This is a genomic window from Leclercia sp. UBA5958 (assembly GCF_002430365.1).
GTDB lineage: Bacteria > Pseudomonadota > Gammaproteobacteria > Enterobacterales > Enterobacteriaceae > Enterobacter > Enterobacter pneumoniae.
This window is the reverse complement of record NZ_DJCE01000007.1, coordinates 697,296-715,923: the sequence shown is the minus strand read 5'-3', so window position 1 is coordinate 715,923 and position 18,628 is coordinate 697,296. Positions and strand designations below refer to the sequence as shown.

Sequence of the window (18,628 nt, the reverse complement as noted above, 5' to 3'; positions counted from 1 at the left end):
TCGCTATTACCTGCTTATCAGGCCAGTGCTTTGGTGATCTTCTCGTACAGATCGCCAGACAGGTTCTCCAGCCCTTTCAACTGCTCGAGCGCCGCACGCATCTTCGCCTGACGTTTCTCGTCGTAACGTTTCAGTCGAATCAGCGGCTCAATCAGACGCGACGCCACCTGCGGGTTACGACTGTTCAGCTCCGTCAACATCTCGACCATAAACTGATACCCGCTGCCGTCTTCGGCATGGAAAGCGGCCGGGTTGCTGCTGGCAAAGGCGCCAATCAGAGATCGTACGCGGTTCGGGTTGCTCATGGTAAATGAACGGTGCTTCAGAAGATGGCGAACAGTATTCAGCACGTCTGCCGCTGGGCTGGTAGATTGCAGAATGAACCACTTATCCATTACCAGGCCGTCCTGATGCCACTTGTCGTCATACGCCTGCATCAGCGCGTCGCGGCACGGCAGCTCAGCGGCCACCGCAGCGGCCAGGGCAGCCAGCGCGTCGGTCATATTATCCGCCTCGTGATACTGCTTGCTTACCAGCGTATCAGCCAGTTCGGTTTCGCCGAAGGCCAGGTAGCGCAAACAGGTATTACGCAGTGAACGTTTGCCGATATCAGCATGTTCGACATGGTATTCGTCAAGCTTATGCGCGTTGTACAGCGCCAGGAACTCATCGGCCAGTTCGGTCGCCAGGGTGCGGGTCAGCGCTTCGCGTACCGCCACAATGGCGATCGGATCGATGATCTCAAACAGCTCAGCAATTTCACTGGTGGAAGGCAGGGTCAGGATCTCTGCCGCCAGCGCCGGGTCGATGTTCTCGTCCAGCAGAATGGCGCGGAAAGCGTCAGCCACGTGGACCGGCACCGACAGCGGCTGTCCTTGCTGATGGCGGTTTACGTTCAGCTTAATGTAGGTCGCCAGCAGGCTCTGGGCCGCATCCCAGCGGGAGAAGTCGTTGCGCGCGTGACGCATCAGGAAGGTGAGCTGTTGATCGCTCCACTTATATTCGAGCTTAACGGGTGCAGAGAACTCGCACAGCAACGCCGGCACCGGCTGAAAATAGACGTTATCGAATACAAATGTCTGCTCCGCCTGGGTAACGTTGAGCACATTGTGCACCGGGTGACCCCCTTTTTGCAGCGGGATCACGTTTCCTTCGTTGTCATACAACTCGATGGCAAAAGGAATGTGCAGCGGGTGCTTCTCTTCCTGCTCGGCCGTTGGCGGCGTACGCTGGCTGATGGTCAGAGAGTACTGCTCGGTTTCAGGATTGTAATCATCTTTTACGGTAACAATCGGCGTACCGGCCTGACTGTACCAGCGGCGGAAGTGCGAGAGATCAACGTTAGAAGCATCTTCCATCGCCTGCACAAAGTCATCGCAGGTGGCGGCGCTGCCGTCATGACGCTCGAAGTAGAGCTGCATCCCTTTCTGGAAGTTCTCTTCCCCTAACAGAGTGTGGATCATACGGATGATTTCAGAACCCTTTTCATACACCGTCAGGGTGTAGAAGTTATTCATCTCAATCACTTTGTCCGGGCGAATCGGGTGGGCCATCGGGCTGGCATCTTCAGCAAACTGCAGACCGCGCATGGTGCGCACGTTGCTGATGCGATTAACCGCACGCGAACCCAGATCGGAGCTGAACTCCTGATCGCGGAAGACGGTTAAGCCCTCTTTCAGGCTCAGCTGGAACCAGTCGCGGCAGGTCACGCGGTTACCGGTCCAGTTGTGGAAGTATTCATGGCCAATCACGCGCTCGATATCCAGGTAATCTTTATCGGTCGCGGTATCGGTACGGGCCAGCACGTATTTGGAGTTAAAGACGTTAAGGCCTTTGTTCTCCATCGCACCCATGTTGAAGAAGTCGACGGCGACGATCATGTAGATGTCGAGATCATATTCGAGGCCAAAGCGCTCCTCGTCCCACTTCATGGAGTTGATGAGCGACGTCATCGCCCATGGCGCGCGGTCGAGGTTGCCACGGTCAACGAACAGCTCCAGCGCCACGTCGCGTCCGGAGCGGGTTTTGAAGGTGTCGCGCAGCACATCGAAGTCGCCTGCCACCAGTGCAAAAAGGTAGCAAGGTTTCGGGAACGGATCTTGCCACTGCACCCAGTGACGCCCGTTTTCCAGTTCGCCTTCGCCCACACGGTTACCGTTGGAGAGCAGGAATGGATAGCGAGTTTTATCGGCAATGATTTTGGTGGTGAAGCGCGCCAGAACGTCCGGGCGATCCAGATACCAGGTAATATGGCGGAAACCTTCGGCTTCGCACTGCGTACAGAGTGCTTCACCTGATTGGTACAGCCCTTCCAGCGCGGTGTTGGCTGCCGGGCTAATTTCGGTCACGATGCGCAGGGTAAAACGCTCCGGCAGGTTATTAATAACCAGCTGGCCGTTTTCTTCTTTATAGTCTGTCCAGACCTGGTCGTTTACCGCGATGGAAACGAGCGTCAGATCTTCACCATCGAGGCGCAGGGGAACAGCCGTCGCGCTCTGGCGCGTCACCTGGCTTACGGCCGTAACAAGAGTTTTTGTGGCATCCAGGTCAAAAGTCAGATCAATATCGCTAATCAGGTATTCAGGCGCACGGTAGTCGTGGCGGTATTTGGCTTGTGGCTGTTGTGTCATAGAAAACCTTTTGCATCGTTTGTCGAATAACGAATCCAGTCTATTCCTGTTGTGTAGATCGCGCTACGCAGAATGTTCATCTTTTCAGTTACAAACACCCTTTTTGCTACATTTGTATAACACGGGGCACGAAATGCCCTCGACCCTAATTCCAGCTTATGGTGTGATCGGGGTTCAATAAATCGCTAAACAAGGTATACTCCAGCGGTTTCAATAGTTGTTTATTGTACTAAACGCTCCCGTGAGAGGATGCTACTGCGCACCTATGACTCAATTCGCTTCTCCTGTTCTGCATACGTTGCTGGATACCGATGCGTATAAATTGCATATGCAGCAAGCCGTTTTTCACCATTACTACGATGTACAGGTAGCGGCGGAGTTTCGCTGCCGTGGTGACGACCTGCTCGGCATCTATGCTGAAGCTATCCGCGAACAGGTCGATGCTATGCAGCATCTGACGCTGCGGGACGACGAATATCAGTGGCTCTCGGCCCTGCCTTTCTTTAAAGAAGACTATCTCAACTTCCTGCGTGATTTCCGCTATAACCCGGAACAGGTCACTATCTCCAACGAAAACGGTAAGCTCAATATCCGCCTTGCCGGGCCGTGGCGGGAAGTGATTATGTGGGAAGTCCCGCTGCTCGCGGTCATCAGCGAACTGGTACACCGTTACCGCACGCCTGATGCCGGCGTCGATCAGGCCCTGATGATGCTGGAACAGAAACTTGTCGACTTCTCTCGTCTGACGGAATCGCTGGATATGTCTCGCTTCCGCTTAATGGATTTTGGCACGCGTCGTCGTTTCTCTCGCGATGTGCAGCAGGCTATTGCGCAACGGCTTCAGCAGGAGCCGTGGTTTGTCGGCACCAGTAACTATGATCTGGCGCGTCGCCTCTCCCTGACGCCGATGGGCACCCAGGCGCATGAATGGTTCCAGGCACATCAGCAGATCAGCCCCGACCTCGCCACCAGCCAGCGTGCAGCGCTTGCCGCCTGGCTGGAAGAGTATCCCAATCAGCTGGGTATTGCCCTGACCGACTGTATAACTATGGATGCCTTCCTGCGCGATTTCGGGCCAGAATTTGCCGAGCGCTATCAAGGTTTGCGGCATGATTCCGGGGATCCGGTTGAATGGGGTGAAAAAGCCATCGCCCATTATCAAAAGCTGGGTATCGACCCGCTCACCAAAGTGCTGGTCTTCTCGGATAACCTGGACCTGACCAAAGCCGTCGATCTCTATCGCCATTTCTCATCAAGAGTGAATCTAAGCTTCGGCATTGGCACCCGCCTGACCTGCGACATCCCCCAGGTGAAACCGCTAAATATTGTCATTAAACTGGTAGAATGTAATGGCAAACCGGTGGCTAAACTTTCGGATAGCCCGGGCAAAACTATCTGCCATGACAAAGCATTTGTACGCGCTTTGCGCAAAGCCTTCGACCTGCCCCAGGTTAAAAAAGCCAGCTGACGTTTTCAGGGAGCCTTGTGGGCCCCTTCTCTCATTTATTTCTTATTTCTTCTCTTTTGACTGCGAAATCTGCTTGTCTGATGGCAGATGCCAGGTAACATAGATATCCCCCCATCGTGGGCGGACAAGTATTTATTTTTTCCGACTAATTACAGAGAGAATATTATGAGCGTTGTGCCTGTAGCCGACGTACTCCAGGGCCGTGTCGCCGTTGACAGTGAAGTCACCGTGCGCGGATGGGTGCGTACCCGCCGAGATTCTAAAGCTGGCATCTCCTTCCTTGCCGTCTATGACGGTTCCTGCTTTGATCCTGTACAGGCCGTCATTAATAATTCTCTGCCCAATTACAATGATGACGTTCTGCACCTGACCACGGGCTGTTCCGTGATTGTTACCGGCACCGTGGTAGCCTCCCCGGGGCAGGGCCAGAGCTTCGAACTGCAGGCGACCTCCGTTGAAGTCACCGGCTGGGTTGAAGATCCGGACACCTACCCCATGGCGGCGAAGCGCCACAGCATTGAGTATCTGCGCGAAGTGGCTCACCTGCGCCCACGTACCAACATGATTGGTGCCGTGGCTCGCGTTCGTCATACCCTGGCACAGGCGCTGCACCGTTTCTTCCATGAGCAGGGCTATTTCTGGGTTTCGACTCCGCTGATCACCGCCTCTGACACCGAAGGTGCAGGAGAGATGTTCCGCGTGTCCACGCTGGACATGGAAAACCTGCCGCGTACGCCAGAAGGCAAAGTGGATTACGACAAAGACTTCTTCGGTAAAGAGGCGTTCCTGACCGTATCCGGCCAGCTGAACGGTGAAACCTACGCCTGTGCGTTGTCAAAAATCTACACCTTCGGTCCTACCTTCCGCGCAGAAAACTCCAACACCAGTCGCCACCTGGCGGAGTTCTGGATGCTGGAGCCGGAAGTGGCGTTTGCAGATCTGGACGATGTTGCTGGCCTGGCTGAAGCGATGCTGAAATATGTCTTTAAAGCCGTTCTTGAAGAACGTGCAGACGACATGAAGTTCTTTGCTGAGCGCGTAGATAGCGACGCCATTGCACGCCTCGAACGCTTTGTTACCACAGACTTCGCTCAGGTGGATTACACCGACGCTGTCGCGATTCTGGAGAAATGCGGCGAGAAGTTTGAGAACCCGGTGTTCTGGGGTGTTGATCTGGCGTCCGAGCATGAACGCTACCTGGCTGAGAAGCACTTTAAAGCCCCTGTGGTCGTTAAAAACTATCCTAAAGACATTAAAGCTTTCTATATGCGTCTTAACGAAGACGGGAAAACCGTCGCCGCGATGGACGTACTGGCCCCGGGCATCGGTGAAATTATCGGTGGCTCGCAGCGTGAAGAGCGTCTGGATGTGCTGGATGCCCGTATGGTAGAGATGGGTCTGAACCCGGAAGATTACAGCTGGTATCGCGACCTGCGCCGCTACGGCACTGTGCCGCATTCCGGTTTTGGCCTGGGCTTTGAGCGTCTCATTGCCTATGTCACCGGCGTGCAGAACGTGCGTGACGTGATTCCGTTCCCGCGTACGCCGCGCAACGCCTCGTTCTAAATATTTAATTTATGGCCAGCCTTGCTGGCCATTATTTTATGCTGCAATGTCAACTTCTGTCAGTTGAACGTCAATCATTTCTAAAAGCAACCCCGCAAAATCCTCTTAGCTGTTACCTTTTATTTCCAGAATCATCTACAAACAAAAAATAAACCCCAGTCTTATTGCGTCTAATACTTTTCTAAAGCATTAGCACATTTTTTGTGCAGTTTTTTGGCGGTCTGGATGTCTGGAGATACATATAAGAAAAAGAGGCTGTAAAGGTTTTTGGTAATAAGAAATGCCATTATCTAAAATTAAGATAAGCAATTCATATAGATAGAAATCGAGACGGTGTTTTTATCGCCACTCAGCTCTGAAGTTTGAGGTGCTTCACAAAGTTCCTCAAAATTCACAATTAGTTACACATAATTGCTTTTTGTAACTGATTCTTGATGTTTGTAGCACTTTCAGGCTAGCGAAAGGGTAATTTGAATGGAAAGATGCCTGTCAGATACATAAAGACACCAAACTCTCATCAATAGTTCCGGAAACATTTATTGACAGAATTTATTGACGGCAGTGGCGAGTGTCATAAAAAAACCAATGAGGGTAATAAATAATGATGAAGCGCAATATCCTGGCAGTGGTTATCCCTGCCCTGCTGGTAGCCGGTGCAGCTAACGCAGCAGAAATCTATAACAAAAACGCTAACAAGCTGGATCTGTACGGCAAAGTCGTTGGCAAACACGTTTGGGATAAATCTGGCGGCGACAGCAACAGCGCAGATGACTCTTATGCTCGTATCGGTTTCAAAGGCGAAACTCAGGTTAATGACCAATTAACCGGTTACGGCCAGTGGGAATACAACCTGAACGCCAGCAGCGCGGAAGGTTCTCAGGACACCCGTACCCGTCTGGCCTTTGCTGGCCTGAAAGCGGGTGACTACGGCTCATTCGATTACGGTCGTAACTATGGCGTGTTCTACGATGCGCTGGCTTCTACCGACATGCTGGTTGAATACGGTGGCGATACCCTCTGCCAGACCGACAACTTCATGACCTGCCGTACTACCGGTGTTGCTACCTACCGTAACTCCAACTTCTTCGGCCTGGTAGATGGTCTGTCACTGGGTCTGCAGTACCAGGGTAAAAACGTAAGCGGCCACGATGTTGAGCGTCAGAACGGCGACGGCGGCAGCTACTCTCTGGGTTATGACTTCCTGGACGGCTTCAACGTTACTGCAGCCTACACCAACTCCGATCGTACCAACGATCAGGAAGCTGATGGCAAAGGTACCCGTGCTGAAGGCTGGGCGACCTCCGTTAAATACGATGCGAACAACCTGTACGCAGCGGTTATGTACGGCGAATCCAGCAACATGACGCGTGAGAATGATGACCAGTTCGCAAACAAAACTGAAAACTTCGAAGCGGTAGTTCAGTACCAGTTCGATTTCGGCCTGCGTCCTTCCGTAGGTTACGTTCAGTCCAAAGGTAAAGAGCTGAGCGCTCGTGCGGGTACTGATTTCAACGGCGGCAGCGCTGACCTGGTTAAATACGTAGAAGTGGGTAGCTGGTACTACTTCAACAAAAACATGAACGTGTACGGTGCATACCGTTTCAACCTGTTGGATGACAACGATTACACCGCTGCAACTGGTCTGGCAACTGACGATACCTACGTTCTGGGCCTCGTTTACCAGTTCTAATCAGTACACCACTTTGTTATATGCTTAATAAACAGGGCTTCGGCCCTGTTTTTTTATGTGCCAAAGAAAAAAATAGCGACTTTTGAAAAGCCGCACGCTTTTTATCGCAAACGGTTGGCAATGTGTAAATCAACCGTTAATCTGGTAGCGGATTTCACTTCTGTAATCACAATGGAACCTCGTCATGTTTGAGAACATTACCGCCGCCCCTGCCGACCCAATTCTGGGCCTGGCCGATCTGTTTCGTGCCGATGACCGCCCCGGCAAAATTAACCTTGGTATTGGTGTCTATAAAGATGAAACCGGCAAAACCCCGGTGCTGACCAGCGTTAAAAAGGCTGAGCAGTACCTGCTGGAAAATGAAAACACCAAAAATTACCTCGGCATCGACGGTATTCCGGAATTTGGCCGCTGCACTCAGGAGCTCCTGTTTGGCAAAGGCAACACCCTGATTAGCGATAAACGTGCTCGCACTGCGCAGACCCCTGGCGGTACCGGTGCCCTGCGCGTAGCCGCCGATTTCCTTGCAAAAAACACCTCTGCGAAAACCGTCTGGGTAAGCAACCCGTCCTGGCCTAACCACAAGAGCGTGTTTAACTCCGCAGGGCTGGAAGTACGCGAGTATGCTTACTACGACGCGGCAAATCATTCCCTCGACTTTGACGGCCTGCTGGCAAGCCTGAGCGAAGCGCAGGCCGGTGATGTGGTGCTGTTCCATGGCTGCTGTCATAACCCTACCGGTATCGATCCGACTCTTGAGCAGTGGCAACAGCTGGCGCAGCTCTCCGTAGAGAAAGGCTGGCTGCCGCTGTTTGACTTCGCCTATCAGGGCTTCGCTCGTGGTCTGGAAGAGGATGCAGAAGGTCTGCGTGCTTTCGCAGCGCTGCATAAAGAGCTGATTGTTGCCAGCTCCTACTCCAAAAACTTCGGTCTGTACAATGAGCGCGTGGGTGCCTGTACGCTGGTTGCTGCTGATGCAGACACCGTTGACCGTGCGTTCAGCCAGATGAAATCCGTGATTCGCGCCAACTACTCCAACCCACCAGCACACGGTGCTTCAGTGGTTGCGACCATTCTGAGCAATGACGCGCTGCGTGCCTTGTGGGAGCAAGAGCTGAATGACATGCGTGAGCGCATCCAGCGTATGCGTCAGCTGTTTGTCACCACCCTGGCGGAGAAAGGGGCAAATCGCGACTTCAGCTTCATCATCAAACAGAACGGGATGTTCTCCTTCAGCGGCCTGACCAAAGAACAGGTGCTGCGTCTGCGTGAAGAGTTTGGCGTGTACGCCGTCGCCTCTGGCCGCGTTAACGTGGCGGGCATGACGCCAGATAACATGGCGCCGCTGTGCGAAGCCATCGTCGCAGTGCTGTAAGACATAGATAAAAAAAAGCCCGCATCGCGGGCTTTTTTTTGCTTACCAGACAGGCATCTCGTCCTGCAGGAAAGGGTTGTGCAAACGCTCATACCCCAGCGTAGACATCGGGCCATGTCCCGGAATAAACGTCACGTCATCGCCAAGCGGCAATAACTTCTGTTTAATCGCCTGAATAAGCTGGTTATGATCGCCGCGTGGGAAATCACTGCGGCCGACGCCGCCTTTGAAGATCACATCGCCGGAGACGAGCAGCCGGGATGCGCTATCAAAGAAGACGATATGCCCTGGCGTATGCCCCGGACAGTGCAGCACCTGCAAAGAGATATTGCCGACGCTAACGTTATCGCCTTCATTTAACCAGCGGTCAGGCGTCAGGGGCTGGCACTCATCAAGACCAAACATTCGGCTTTGAGAGGGTAATCCCTGCAGCCAGAACTCATCTTCTTTTTCCGGGCCAATTACCGGCACAGCATAATGTTGTGCCAGTTCTGCAGCCGCCCCAACGTGATCGAGATGACCATGGGTTAACAGAATCTGGGTCAAAGTCACCCCGGATGCTGCCACTTCTTGTTTGATCTTCTCTGCGTCACCACCGGGATCAACCAGCGCCGCCAGGCGGGTCTGCTCACACCAGATCAATGAACAGTTCTGGGAGAACGCGGTAACCGGAATAATACGATAGTTCATACTGCTCCTGTGTTCGTTATTACCAGTGCCGGACTGGACCGGTATCAATATGCACAAAGTTGCTACGTGGGTAATATCCTACACCACCTGCGCGCAGAGATAACGCCGCTTTGCGAATATTGGCTAACGAAACACCTTCAATATGAAAGTCCATCGCCTGCCCTTTGGTGTGATAACTTTTTTTAGCCACGCCACGACTGTGCGCACGGAGCTCATTATTAGTATCAAGGGAGCGATAGCCGGAGATAAGTTGCACGGGCTTACGCGTGCCTAACAATCCTTGTAGACGGAAAAGCTGATCGAACAGCAAGGGGTCGATGGCTTTAATTTTATTCGCGCGGAAATCACGGAAAAAATGGTTCAGTTTTGCTAATTCATCCTGAATATAGCCTCTGCCATCAAAAAACTCGGCCTTAATTGACTCACCTGTATGCAGGTTGTTGAGGGTCAAAATACGCGGACGTGGCGTTGAGAGGGTGGCAAATGATGGCGTCGGTAAGAGTGCTGCGCCCAGCGCAACGCCCCCTAATGCCAACAACTTGCGGCGATTAGCGTCAAATTTGTCCATGATAATCAGGTCTACAGGTCAATGTTATCGTTTATATGCACTTCAGCGCACGAAGGGCACCTTACCGGGCTATAAAGCTAACGTCAAGGCGCCCAAACCCAGGAAAGACGGGGCTCACAGCCAGATTGCCCCGTTTTCACCCAAAGTTACGACAACAGAATTTTCCGAACTGCTTCATTTACCTGATTAAAAGTTCCGCTTTCGGCAAGATTTGTGCGCCGGATCGCGAGATTGCATCGTAATTGTAAATATCTGTACGATACTGGGTCTGGCCATTCTCACCAACGAAAGCCGTCAGATAGTAGAGATTAACCGGAATATTATGACGGATATTCACATAACGCGTATCACCCTGCTTCAGAGCATCTGATATGCGGGTGTCATTCCAGCCCGCATCCTGCAATAACATATTCGCTAGCTCAGAGGCTTTATTCACCCTCACACAGCCTGAACTGAGCGCACGAGCCTCTTTCTGGAACAGATTATGGTTTGGCGTGTCATGCAGGTAAATGGCATCCGAGCTGGGCATATTAAACTTATAGCGGCCCAGAGAGTTATGGGCTCCTGGAGCCTGCTGGAAGCGGAAAGGCAGATTCGACGGGGTGATGGTCCCCCAGTCAACCCGCCAGGGATCTATTGGCTCTTTACTGTTCCAGCCACGCAGCACGGTATAGTTATGACGCTCGAGATACCCCGGATCGTTCCACACCTTCGGCAAAATATCTTTGCGCGCCAGGGTCGGCGGGACATTCCACGGCGGGTTGACCACGACGTTGTTTAACGCGCTGCTCATCATCGGCGTTTTCCGATCCGGCCGGCCGACAATAACCCGCGATGCCAGCACTTCGTTGCCGTTCTGATAATAGACCAGCGAGTAAGCCGGAATATTCACCATAATGCCGGTCGTGAGTGTTCCCGGCAGCAGGCGCAGTCGTTGAATATTAAGCGCCAGTACACCAGCACGCTGAGCCGGCGTCAGATTCAGGGCGTCCCGCGTTGAGGGGCCAATCACCCCATCAGCACCCAGCCCCTGGGAGGACTGGAAAGCTTTGACCGCGGCCACCAGGTTGCGATCATAGGCCGAAGGCTTGTTCGGCGCAGCCTGGGCTTTTTTACTGACGGCCGGTGCGGACGGGCTCACCACCACGTTTTGCGGATCGTCACCCGGCAGGGCAATTTTCGGGCCACCGTCAATGACGCCCGACCGCTGCAATATTTCGCGCAGTGCAGGCACATCGCTACTCCACTGTCCCGGACGAAGCGTCGCTGTGCTTTGCAGCTGTGGCCATGTCTGGGTAGCGGCCACCAGCGTCAGCAACGACTGGTGCATGACTGAATACTGCGGATGTGCGGGTGCAAGGCTGGTGATAAAACGCGGCACCGAGCCTTTGTCCAGCGCAAGCTGCCACTGGTTAATCACCGACAGCGGCGGTGTGGCGAGTTTGTAGGGCTTGTTGCTGTAAAGCCACCGATTCCCGTTAACCGGAATACCGGCAACAAACTGCAGGTAGCCCATCATGGCGTCGGAAAGCACCACGTCGCGGGCCATGCCAGTGACGTCAGGATTGGTCAGCAGTTCAACCCAGGTGGTGAACTGTGGCTGAAAGCCGGCAATGGCTACCTCAGCGAGCTGCTGCTGGAAAGCGCGAACCGCATCGCGATCCTCCCACATGGGCTTCATGTCACGGGCGGCATATAACAGCGTCAGTTGATTAACGTAGGCAGGGGTATAACCCGCGGGCAGGTTTGCCAGCAGTTCTTGTCGCAATTGTGCCGTGTTGGTATCGGCGGGCAGCGGTTGAATACCCGCCATTATTGCTGTTGCCGGTGATTGCTCCAGCGGCTGTAATAACGCCGTCGGCTGCGATCCGGTGGTGGCAGAGCTATCTGTCGGCACCAGTTCCGGCTCATCGGCCCATGCGTTGACCAGCGGTGCGGCCAGTAATGCCAGGCAGATGCTTAGCGCAGACAGCCGGCCCCCATATTTCTCGTTTAGCAACATCCCTTGCCCCCTGTTAGCAGTGTACAACGCCCTCTTCAGCGGGCTTTTTTACAGTATAGGAAGGCATACCGCGGTAAGCCTTGCCTTATGTAAAGAATTTTAAAGATATCGTAGCCGCGGGTACATCATCAAGGAATAAAAAAGGCGGCTTATTCGCCGCCTTTTGTTATTTTCGGAGTGTTCAGGAGGCGTCTGCCGTGCCCGGGAAGGATTCCGGCGGCTGCGGCGCAAATCCGCGCAGGCCGACAACATGTACGTGTTCGCTGTTCTGGAACACTTTACGCACCAGTTTGTAGGTGGTGCCCTTCTCAGGACTGATATTCTCTGGCGCCGCGATGATCAACTGCATCTCCAGACGGTCGCACAGTTCGAACAGCGTGGCGATAGAGCGGGCATCCAGACGCGCCGCTTCATCCAGGAACAGCAGACGGCATGGCGAGATATCCTTGCCACGCAGACGCCGCGCTTCATCTTCCCAGCTCTGAACGACCATTACCAGAATCGACATACCGGTACCGATCGCTTCCCCGGTAGAGAGCGCCCCCGATTCTGCGCGCAGCCAGCCGTCGGAGCCACGGTTAACTTCCACTTCCATTTCGAGGTAGTTACGGTAGTCCAGCAGCTCTTCGCCGATGGTTTGCGGCGTACGCTGCCCCATGTCGATCTGTGGATTCAGGCGCTGATAGAGCTTCGCCAGCGCTTCAGAGAAGGTGAGACGATTACTGTTAAACAGATCCTGATGCTGTTCGTGTTGCTCCGAGAGAACATCCAGCAGCGTGGCATGCGTCTCACGCACGTTTACGTTCAGACGCACGCTATTCACCTGTCCGAACGAGACGCTCTGCAGCCCCTGGTTGAGCTGGCGGATACGGTTCTGTTCGCGCTGGATGGTTTTGCGAATGATGTTCGCCGCGCTGCGGGAGCTAATAGCCAGCTTCTGCTCACGTGAGGTCAACTCTTCGGTCAAACGCCCCAGTTCAATCTCCATCTGCTCGATGGCTTCAACCGGATCGTCCGTACGAATAATATCCTGGCGAATACGTTCACGCAGGTGCTGATACACCGCCACGAAGAACTGAATCTTACGCTCAGGGCGTTTTGGATCTTCCGACATGCGCAACACATCGCGCAGATGTTCGTTATCTGCAACCGCCAGACGCAGCGCACCCAGCGCCTTATCCGACATTGAACGCAGCTCATCCCCGGAGAGATAGGCCAGTTCGCGACGGTGCAGACGACGTTCTACGCCATTATCTTTTACCATACGCATTACTGCGCACCAGCCCGCCTTGGCGGTGACTACCTGCTCGCGCATTTCGTGGTAGTCACGTTCCAGCTTGCGCAGACGACGGGTCAGGTTGTCCATCTCCGCTTCACAGAAGGTGAGCGCTTTTTCCAGCTGATTGCGACGGGCACGGTTGTTACTGAGCTGGCCATGGAGTTCATCGCGACGCTGACGCGCGCGCTCTTCTGCCCCACTGTCTGCACGCACGCCGATATCCTGCAGCTCTTTATGCAGGTCGGTTAACAGCTCTTTCTTGGTGTCATAAGAACTTTTCAGGGACGCCAGCACCTGATTGTACTGGTTCAGTTGTGCCGCGTGACCGCGCATCGCTTCACGGGCGCGGGTACGTTCACCTTCGGCCTGCTCCAGGCGATGGCGCAACTTTTCGTTCAGATCGCTGTTTCCGCTCAACATGTCGGCGGAGTCAGAGTAACTAAAGTGCGCCCGGCGCTGGGCGACTTCCGTCAGGGCAAATGCCTGCTGACGTGCTTCGCGCTGCACCTGCTGGGAGTACGCATAATCCTCTTTTAGCTGTTCGAACTGCTCCGGGTCACTCTGCAAAACAGAAACCATCGGCTCCAGCTTCGCCAGCTGATTACCGTACTGCTGCACAAAGCGCGCGGCTTCCTGCGCGTCAGCCAGACGCTCCTGAATCTCATCGACGCGATCGGCGAGCGTGTCATCCGCCAGCAGATTCAGCCGCGGCAGAATACGGTTCAACGCAGCCACGCCCTCTTTCGCCTGGTCAAACTGCACGCGGCTCTGCTGGTTATCATTCTCGTGGTTGGCGATCGCACGTTCCAGCTCAGCACGGCGGGTGGTGAGCTTACGGATTTCAGCTTCCGGATCGTCTTCAAAGGCCACGCCCAGATGGCTGCCGATAAAGCGACTAAAGGCCTGGTGCAGACGCTGGGTTTTCTGGACGTCAAAGGACAAGGTCGCATAACGTTCAGAAAGCTTTTCACGCTCGGCGTGCAGGCTTTCAATGCGGTTTTCACGCGCGGCGCGGCCAAACAGCGGCAGCTCCGGGAAGCGCGAGTAACGCCACTGGCGATCGGCGATCTTGACCACAACCGCCTTTTCCAGCTCGTCGACGCTGAAAACACTGTCATCGAACGACTGCGGATCCCCTTCGATCAGGTAGAGATCTTCCGGACAATCTTCCAGGCCCGCCAGCTGCTCTGAAATCAGCGACAGATCCGGCACGACAATGGCGTTTCGCGACGGGCCATACAGCGCGGAGAAGTAAGGCGCATCATCCAGACCGACATCATCGTAAATTTCTGACAGCAACACGCCGCCAAACCGCTCTGCCAGCGTATTCAGACGAGCATCTTCTGCACCGCCCGGCTGGCTTAAGCGCTCAATCTCTTCATCAACTTCACGTTTACGCGCGCCGACTTCGTCACGCTCAACAATCGCTTCACGCTCACGCTCAAGCAACTGCTGCAAGTATTCTGTCACCTCCTGACTGGAGGTAAATTCTTCGCCACACTGCTCGCTCAGCTGATTCAGGCTACTCTGGGCGGCCAGCCAGACCGGTGCTCTTTGCTGCAAGCGCTGCATACGCGATTGCAGCTGTTCCTGTTCCTGACGCAGCGTCATACGCTGTTCACTGGCGCTGGATACCGTGTCGGAGAGAGAGGCAATGCGGGTCTCCAGCTCCTGGTGCAGCGATTCCAGCTCGTCGATATCGACGCGCTTGCCATGGCGTTTACAGAACTCCGCCAGCAGACGCTCAGCATCCTGTTGCTCGCGCAGGCGCTGTTCCAGCTCAGTCAGACGCATGCGCAGGGGCTGCACCTGCTCTGCCTGATGGCGCTGGTTGACGCCGTCACGCAGTAATTCACGCGCCACATCCCAGGCTTCATTACGCGCCAGCGGACCATTGATAGCCACCACCAGCTGATAAGCCTGTTCAAACTGGCTGTGCGCCGTTTGGGCTACGCTCATTTTCTGCTCGAGATTGAGCAGTTTCTCGGTGGCTTCCTGCTCTTTGGCCTGGAAGGTTTCCAGCCATTCGTCGGCGCTGTCCGGCGTCAGATCCGGCAAATGACAGAGGGCTTTAGCCCGTTCAAGCGCCTGAAGCGCCTGGGTGTACTGAATGGCACGGGTCTGCTGAACATCCAGCGCCTGCTGGTAATCGGCGAGCTGGCTTTTCAGCTCATCCACTTCCAGTTCGGCCGCTTCGGCACGGGCTTCGTTCTCTTCCTGCTTATCGGCGGCTTCGGCCACCACTTCGTTCTGCTCTTCCAGACGAATTTGCAGCTCATCGAGATCCGCTTCGTAACGCTCAATTTTTTCTTGCTGACGCAGGGCCGTCTGCACCAGGTTCAGGTGATCGCTGGCCGCCTGGTAATCGGCTTCCAGATCCCCTTCGGCACCGTTGTGCTCGCCCAACTCGCGGGCCATCTCAACGTGTTTGTACTGTTCTGCCACCAGCTGTTTACGCGAGGTAAAGAGCTCACGACGGTACTCAAGGGCCTTATCCAGATGGATGCGACGCTCGTTAGCGTGGCGCATGTAGTCTGCCGCCACATAGTTGGTGGCTTCGCTGATCAGATGCTTAAACAGATCGCGGTCAGACTGGGTAACGCGAATCGCTTCCAGCGTCATGCGGTTTTCGCGCAGGGCAGCTTCCATGTCCTGGAAGGCTTTACGCACGCCGCTATTTTCTGGCAACAGGTAATCGCGCAGCGAGCGGGTAATGGCGCTGGAGATCCCCCCGTAAAGCGAGGCCTCAATCAGACGGTAGTATTTGCTACGATCGGAAGCTGAGCGCAGGCGACGGGCCACAATGCCCAGATCAAACATTAACGAGTGATAGTCGGTAATGGAGTTGAACTGTTTAAACTGCACGCCTTCGATCTCATCGAGCTTATCTTTCAGCTCCTGCAGACTCAGGACGCGGGCCTGACGATCGTTCAGGGTCTCGGTGAGCAGTGCGGTAGGCTGAATAGAGGTCGGGAGGCCCTGAATGGCAAAGGGTTTGATATCGACTTTACGATCGCGACCGGCAACTTGTTGCAGACGAACACCCACCACCACGCGCTGGTGGCGGGAGTTAATCACGTCAAGCACCGAATAACAGACGCCCGCCTTCAGCTTACCGTGCAGGCCCTTGTCACGAGAGCCGCTGGTGGCACCCGCTTCGGTTGTATTACGGAAATGCAGCAGGGTTAAATCAGGGATTAACGCCGTAACAAACGCCGCCATGGTGGTGGATTTACCCGCCCCGTTACCACCGGAGAGCGTCGTGACCAGCTCATCCAGATCGAAGGTACGCGCAAAGAAGCCGTTCCAGTTAATCAGCGTTAGTGAGCGAAACTTACCGCGTTCAATCATTACTCTTCCTCCCCGCTATCCGGCTGGTTCTCTTCGTTCTCATCATTGAGTTGCAGATGGTTCTCCACCGGCATCGCTTCACCGTCACGGATCATGCGCAGCTGTGCTTCACGCGGATCGTCGCCGGTGCGCACATCGGCACCAAAGCGGAACACTGATTCAGTGATGCGGAACTTGCTGCTGTCATGGCCCATAAACCAGACCATCCCAAGACGGCGCAGGCGGTTCAGAGAAGAGCGCACTTTTTCCTGTAATTTCTGACGATCGAGATCCGAACCCGTCGAGCGGTTGTTCACCAGCTTCAGCAGCTTATTCTCTTCGGCCAGATTCAGCAGTTCGTCATACAGCTCCTGCTGGGTGAAGATACCTTCATTCGCCAGACGTTCCGGGCTGAGGTAGAGATAACAGAGGATCTTACCGACCATCATATCCAGTTCGGAGAGGACCGAACGCGGGATGAGGGTGGTGGAGCGTGGGCGCAGGTAAAAGAATCCTTCTGGCGCACGGATGAGCTCCACGTTATAACGCGCGTAAAACTCTTCGAGGTATTCCTGAAAATCCATCAAAAAGGCGTGATTATCCAGCTCGTCCAGGCCAATGTGACGGCCGGCACGCAGCTGGCTGTCCAGCGCAGGAAATAACGGATTTGCCAGCGCCTGGGCCAGCTTAACTGGCATCACTTGTTCAATATTTGTCAATGACATGCGCCTGTACCTTGGCTCCGTAATCGTTAATCGGCTGCCACTTCGGCGGCAGTCCGGTGAAATCTGCTTGCGCGACGCCCAGACGTACGGCCTGGTCGACCACGATGCGCGCAATATCGAAATGGCGCGCGCGCGGGTATTGGGCAAGATAGTCGCGCACCACCAGACCGAGGTCCAGTGGCGTTTGTTTGGCTTTATAAACCGCCAGCTGCTCTTCAATCATTGCTGCCAGCTGCTCACGAATTTCGTTGAACTCTTCATATTCCAGATCGGGCGGCAACTCCCCGGTCACCTCTTCGTCGCGCAGAGCCATCTCTTCATCGCGCATATCCAGCAGACGGTCAGCGCTGGCGTAGGTCAATGCCCAGGGGGCATCAAAATAGTTCTGTACGGACTGGCGCAGGCGCTGAGCGAAGACGCGGTTTTTATCCATATCGATTGCGGTACGGATGAACTTATGCACGTGGCGATCGTAGCCGATCCACAGATCGATAGCCTGCTGACCCCAGCTGATAATACGGTCAAGCTTGCTTTGTAGATCGAAGACCAGACGATCGACAAAGTGCAGATCGTCGTGGGACAGGGTCGCATCCTGGATGCGCAGCAGATTTGCCTGCAGTTTATCCCCTGCCGCTTCGAGCGTATCCTGCAGTTCCCGCAGCGTACCGGAGGTTTCTGACAGTAAAAGTTCACAGCTGGAGATGGCCGCACGCCAGTCTTTGTTCAGCAGCTGGGCGATATCGTCTTTCACCAGCTGCTGCTGTTCGTCCATCAGGCGCTGGGTAAGGTCGATACTGTCAAAAATCTCGGCCACCGAGTATTTCAGCGGGGCGTAAACATTACGATGCCAGTGGAACTCATCGCCACCTTCATCCGCCGCATCGGCCGCGCGCTTCAGCTCGCCGGCCACAATCGACAGCTGCATAGAGAGACGCAGGGTCGAGAATTCACGCTGGCGAATATAGTAATCGGTGATACCAATACCGAGCGGGGTCAGACGATAGATGGCATTGCCTTCCGCCAGCTCGCTGGTAAAGCGGTTCAGCAGACGTTGACGCACCATATCGTTAATTGCGTTGTTGGCACGCACGCTAATGGTTTCGCTGGTTTGCTCAAACGCATCACTGACATGGCGGAACGCATCCACCAGTTCACCCTCACTCATTTCACCATCCAGCCGTTCGCCATTCAGCGTGGCAACCGCCAGCAGGAAAGAGAGTCGGTCTACCGGCAGCGAGATGGAGAAATCGTTTTTCCTGGCCCAGGCAACCAGTTCGGGGACTGTCTGGGAAAATTCACTCATAG

Annotated in this window: 11 protein-coding genes; 4 read left to right on the top strand and 7 right to left on the bottom strand. The window is 54.5% G+C overall.

From position 1 onward, the window contains the following. Window positions 1-17: 17 nt before the first annotated feature. A complete protein-coding gene (pepN, locus tag B2Q93_RS12755; protein ID WP_286933349.1) occupies window positions 18-2,630 on the bottom strand; it encodes an aminopeptidase N in 2,613 nt (870 codons plus the stop codon). 265 nt (window positions 2,631-2,895) lie between these two features. On the opposite strand from pepN, the gene pncB reads away from it, so the two are divergent. From pncB to B2Q93_RS12735, 4 genes are all read left to right on the top strand, one after another. Beyond that, window positions 2,896-4,098: a nicotinate phosphoribosyltransferase gene (gene pncB / locus B2Q93_RS12750; protein ID WP_286933347.1), complete on the top strand. Its 1,203-nt coding sequence runs from the start codon at window positions 2,896-2,898 to the stop codon at window positions 4,096-4,098. Window positions 4,099-4,263: 165 nt separating this feature from the next. Continuing rightward, a complete protein-coding gene (gene asnS / locus B2Q93_RS12745) occupies window positions 4,264-5,664 on the top strand; it encodes an asparagine--tRNA ligase (RefSeq protein WP_046886684.1) in 1,401 nt (466 codons plus the stop codon). A gap of 601 nt (window positions 5,665-6,265) precedes the next feature. Beyond that, entirely contained in the window at window positions 6,266-7,354 is a 1,089-nt protein-coding gene (locus B2Q93_RS12740; protein WP_046886685.1) for a porin, read from the top strand. 184 nt (window positions 7,355-7,538) lie between these two features. Next, a complete protein-coding gene (locus B2Q93_RS12735; protein WP_263616812.1) occupies window positions 7,539-8,729 on the top strand; it encodes an amino acid aminotransferase in 1,191 nt (396 codons plus the stop codon). A 42-nt stretch (window positions 8,730-8,771) separates the two neighbouring features. Here the strand turns inward: B2Q93_RS12735 and B2Q93_RS12730 are convergent, their stop codons facing one another. From B2Q93_RS12730 to mukF, 6 genes are all read right to left on the bottom strand, one after another. Continuing rightward, window positions 8,772-9,419 carry an MBL fold metallo-hydrolase gene (locus B2Q93_RS12730; RefSeq protein WP_046886687.1) on the bottom strand — a complete coding sequence of 216 codons (648 nt, stop codon included), beginning with the start codon at window positions 9,417-9,419 and terminating at the stop codon, window positions 8,772-8,774. Window positions 9,420-9,438: 19 nt separating this feature from the next. Continuing rightward, complete coding sequence (locus B2Q93_RS12725; RefSeq protein ID WP_040076314.1) at window positions 9,439-9,987, bottom strand: YcbK family protein; 549 nt, start codon at window positions 9,985-9,987, stop codon at window positions 9,439-9,441. 178 nt (window positions 9,988-10,165) lie between these two features. After that, window positions 10,166-11,989, bottom strand: a complete 1,824-nt coding sequence (ldtD, locus tag B2Q93_RS12720; RefSeq protein WP_286933344.1) for a L,D-transpeptidase — start codon at window positions 11,987-11,989, stop codon at window positions 10,166-10,168. Window positions 11,990-12,170: 181 nt separating this feature from the next. Further along, complete coding sequence (gene mukB, locus B2Q93_RS12715; RefSeq protein WP_286933343.1) at window positions 12,171-16,619, bottom strand: chromosome partition protein MukB; 4,449 nt, start codon at window positions 16,617-16,619, stop codon at window positions 12,171-12,173. Further along, window positions 16,619-17,323, bottom strand: coding sequence for a chromosome partition protein MukE (mukE, locus tag B2Q93_RS12710; protein WP_046887179.1), 705 nt, complete (start codon window positions 17,321-17,323; stop codon window positions 16,619-16,621). The genes mukB and mukE overlap by 1 nt, the downstream gene beginning before the upstream one ends. Continuing rightward, on the bottom strand, window positions 17,304-18,626 hold the full coding sequence (gene mukF / locus B2Q93_RS12705) for a chromosome partition protein MukF (RefSeq protein WP_040076318.1): 1,323 nt from the start codon (window positions 18,624-18,626) through the stop codon (window positions 17,304-17,306). The genes mukE and mukF overlap by 20 nt, the downstream gene beginning before the upstream one ends. Window positions 18,627-18,628: the final 2 nt, after the last annotated feature.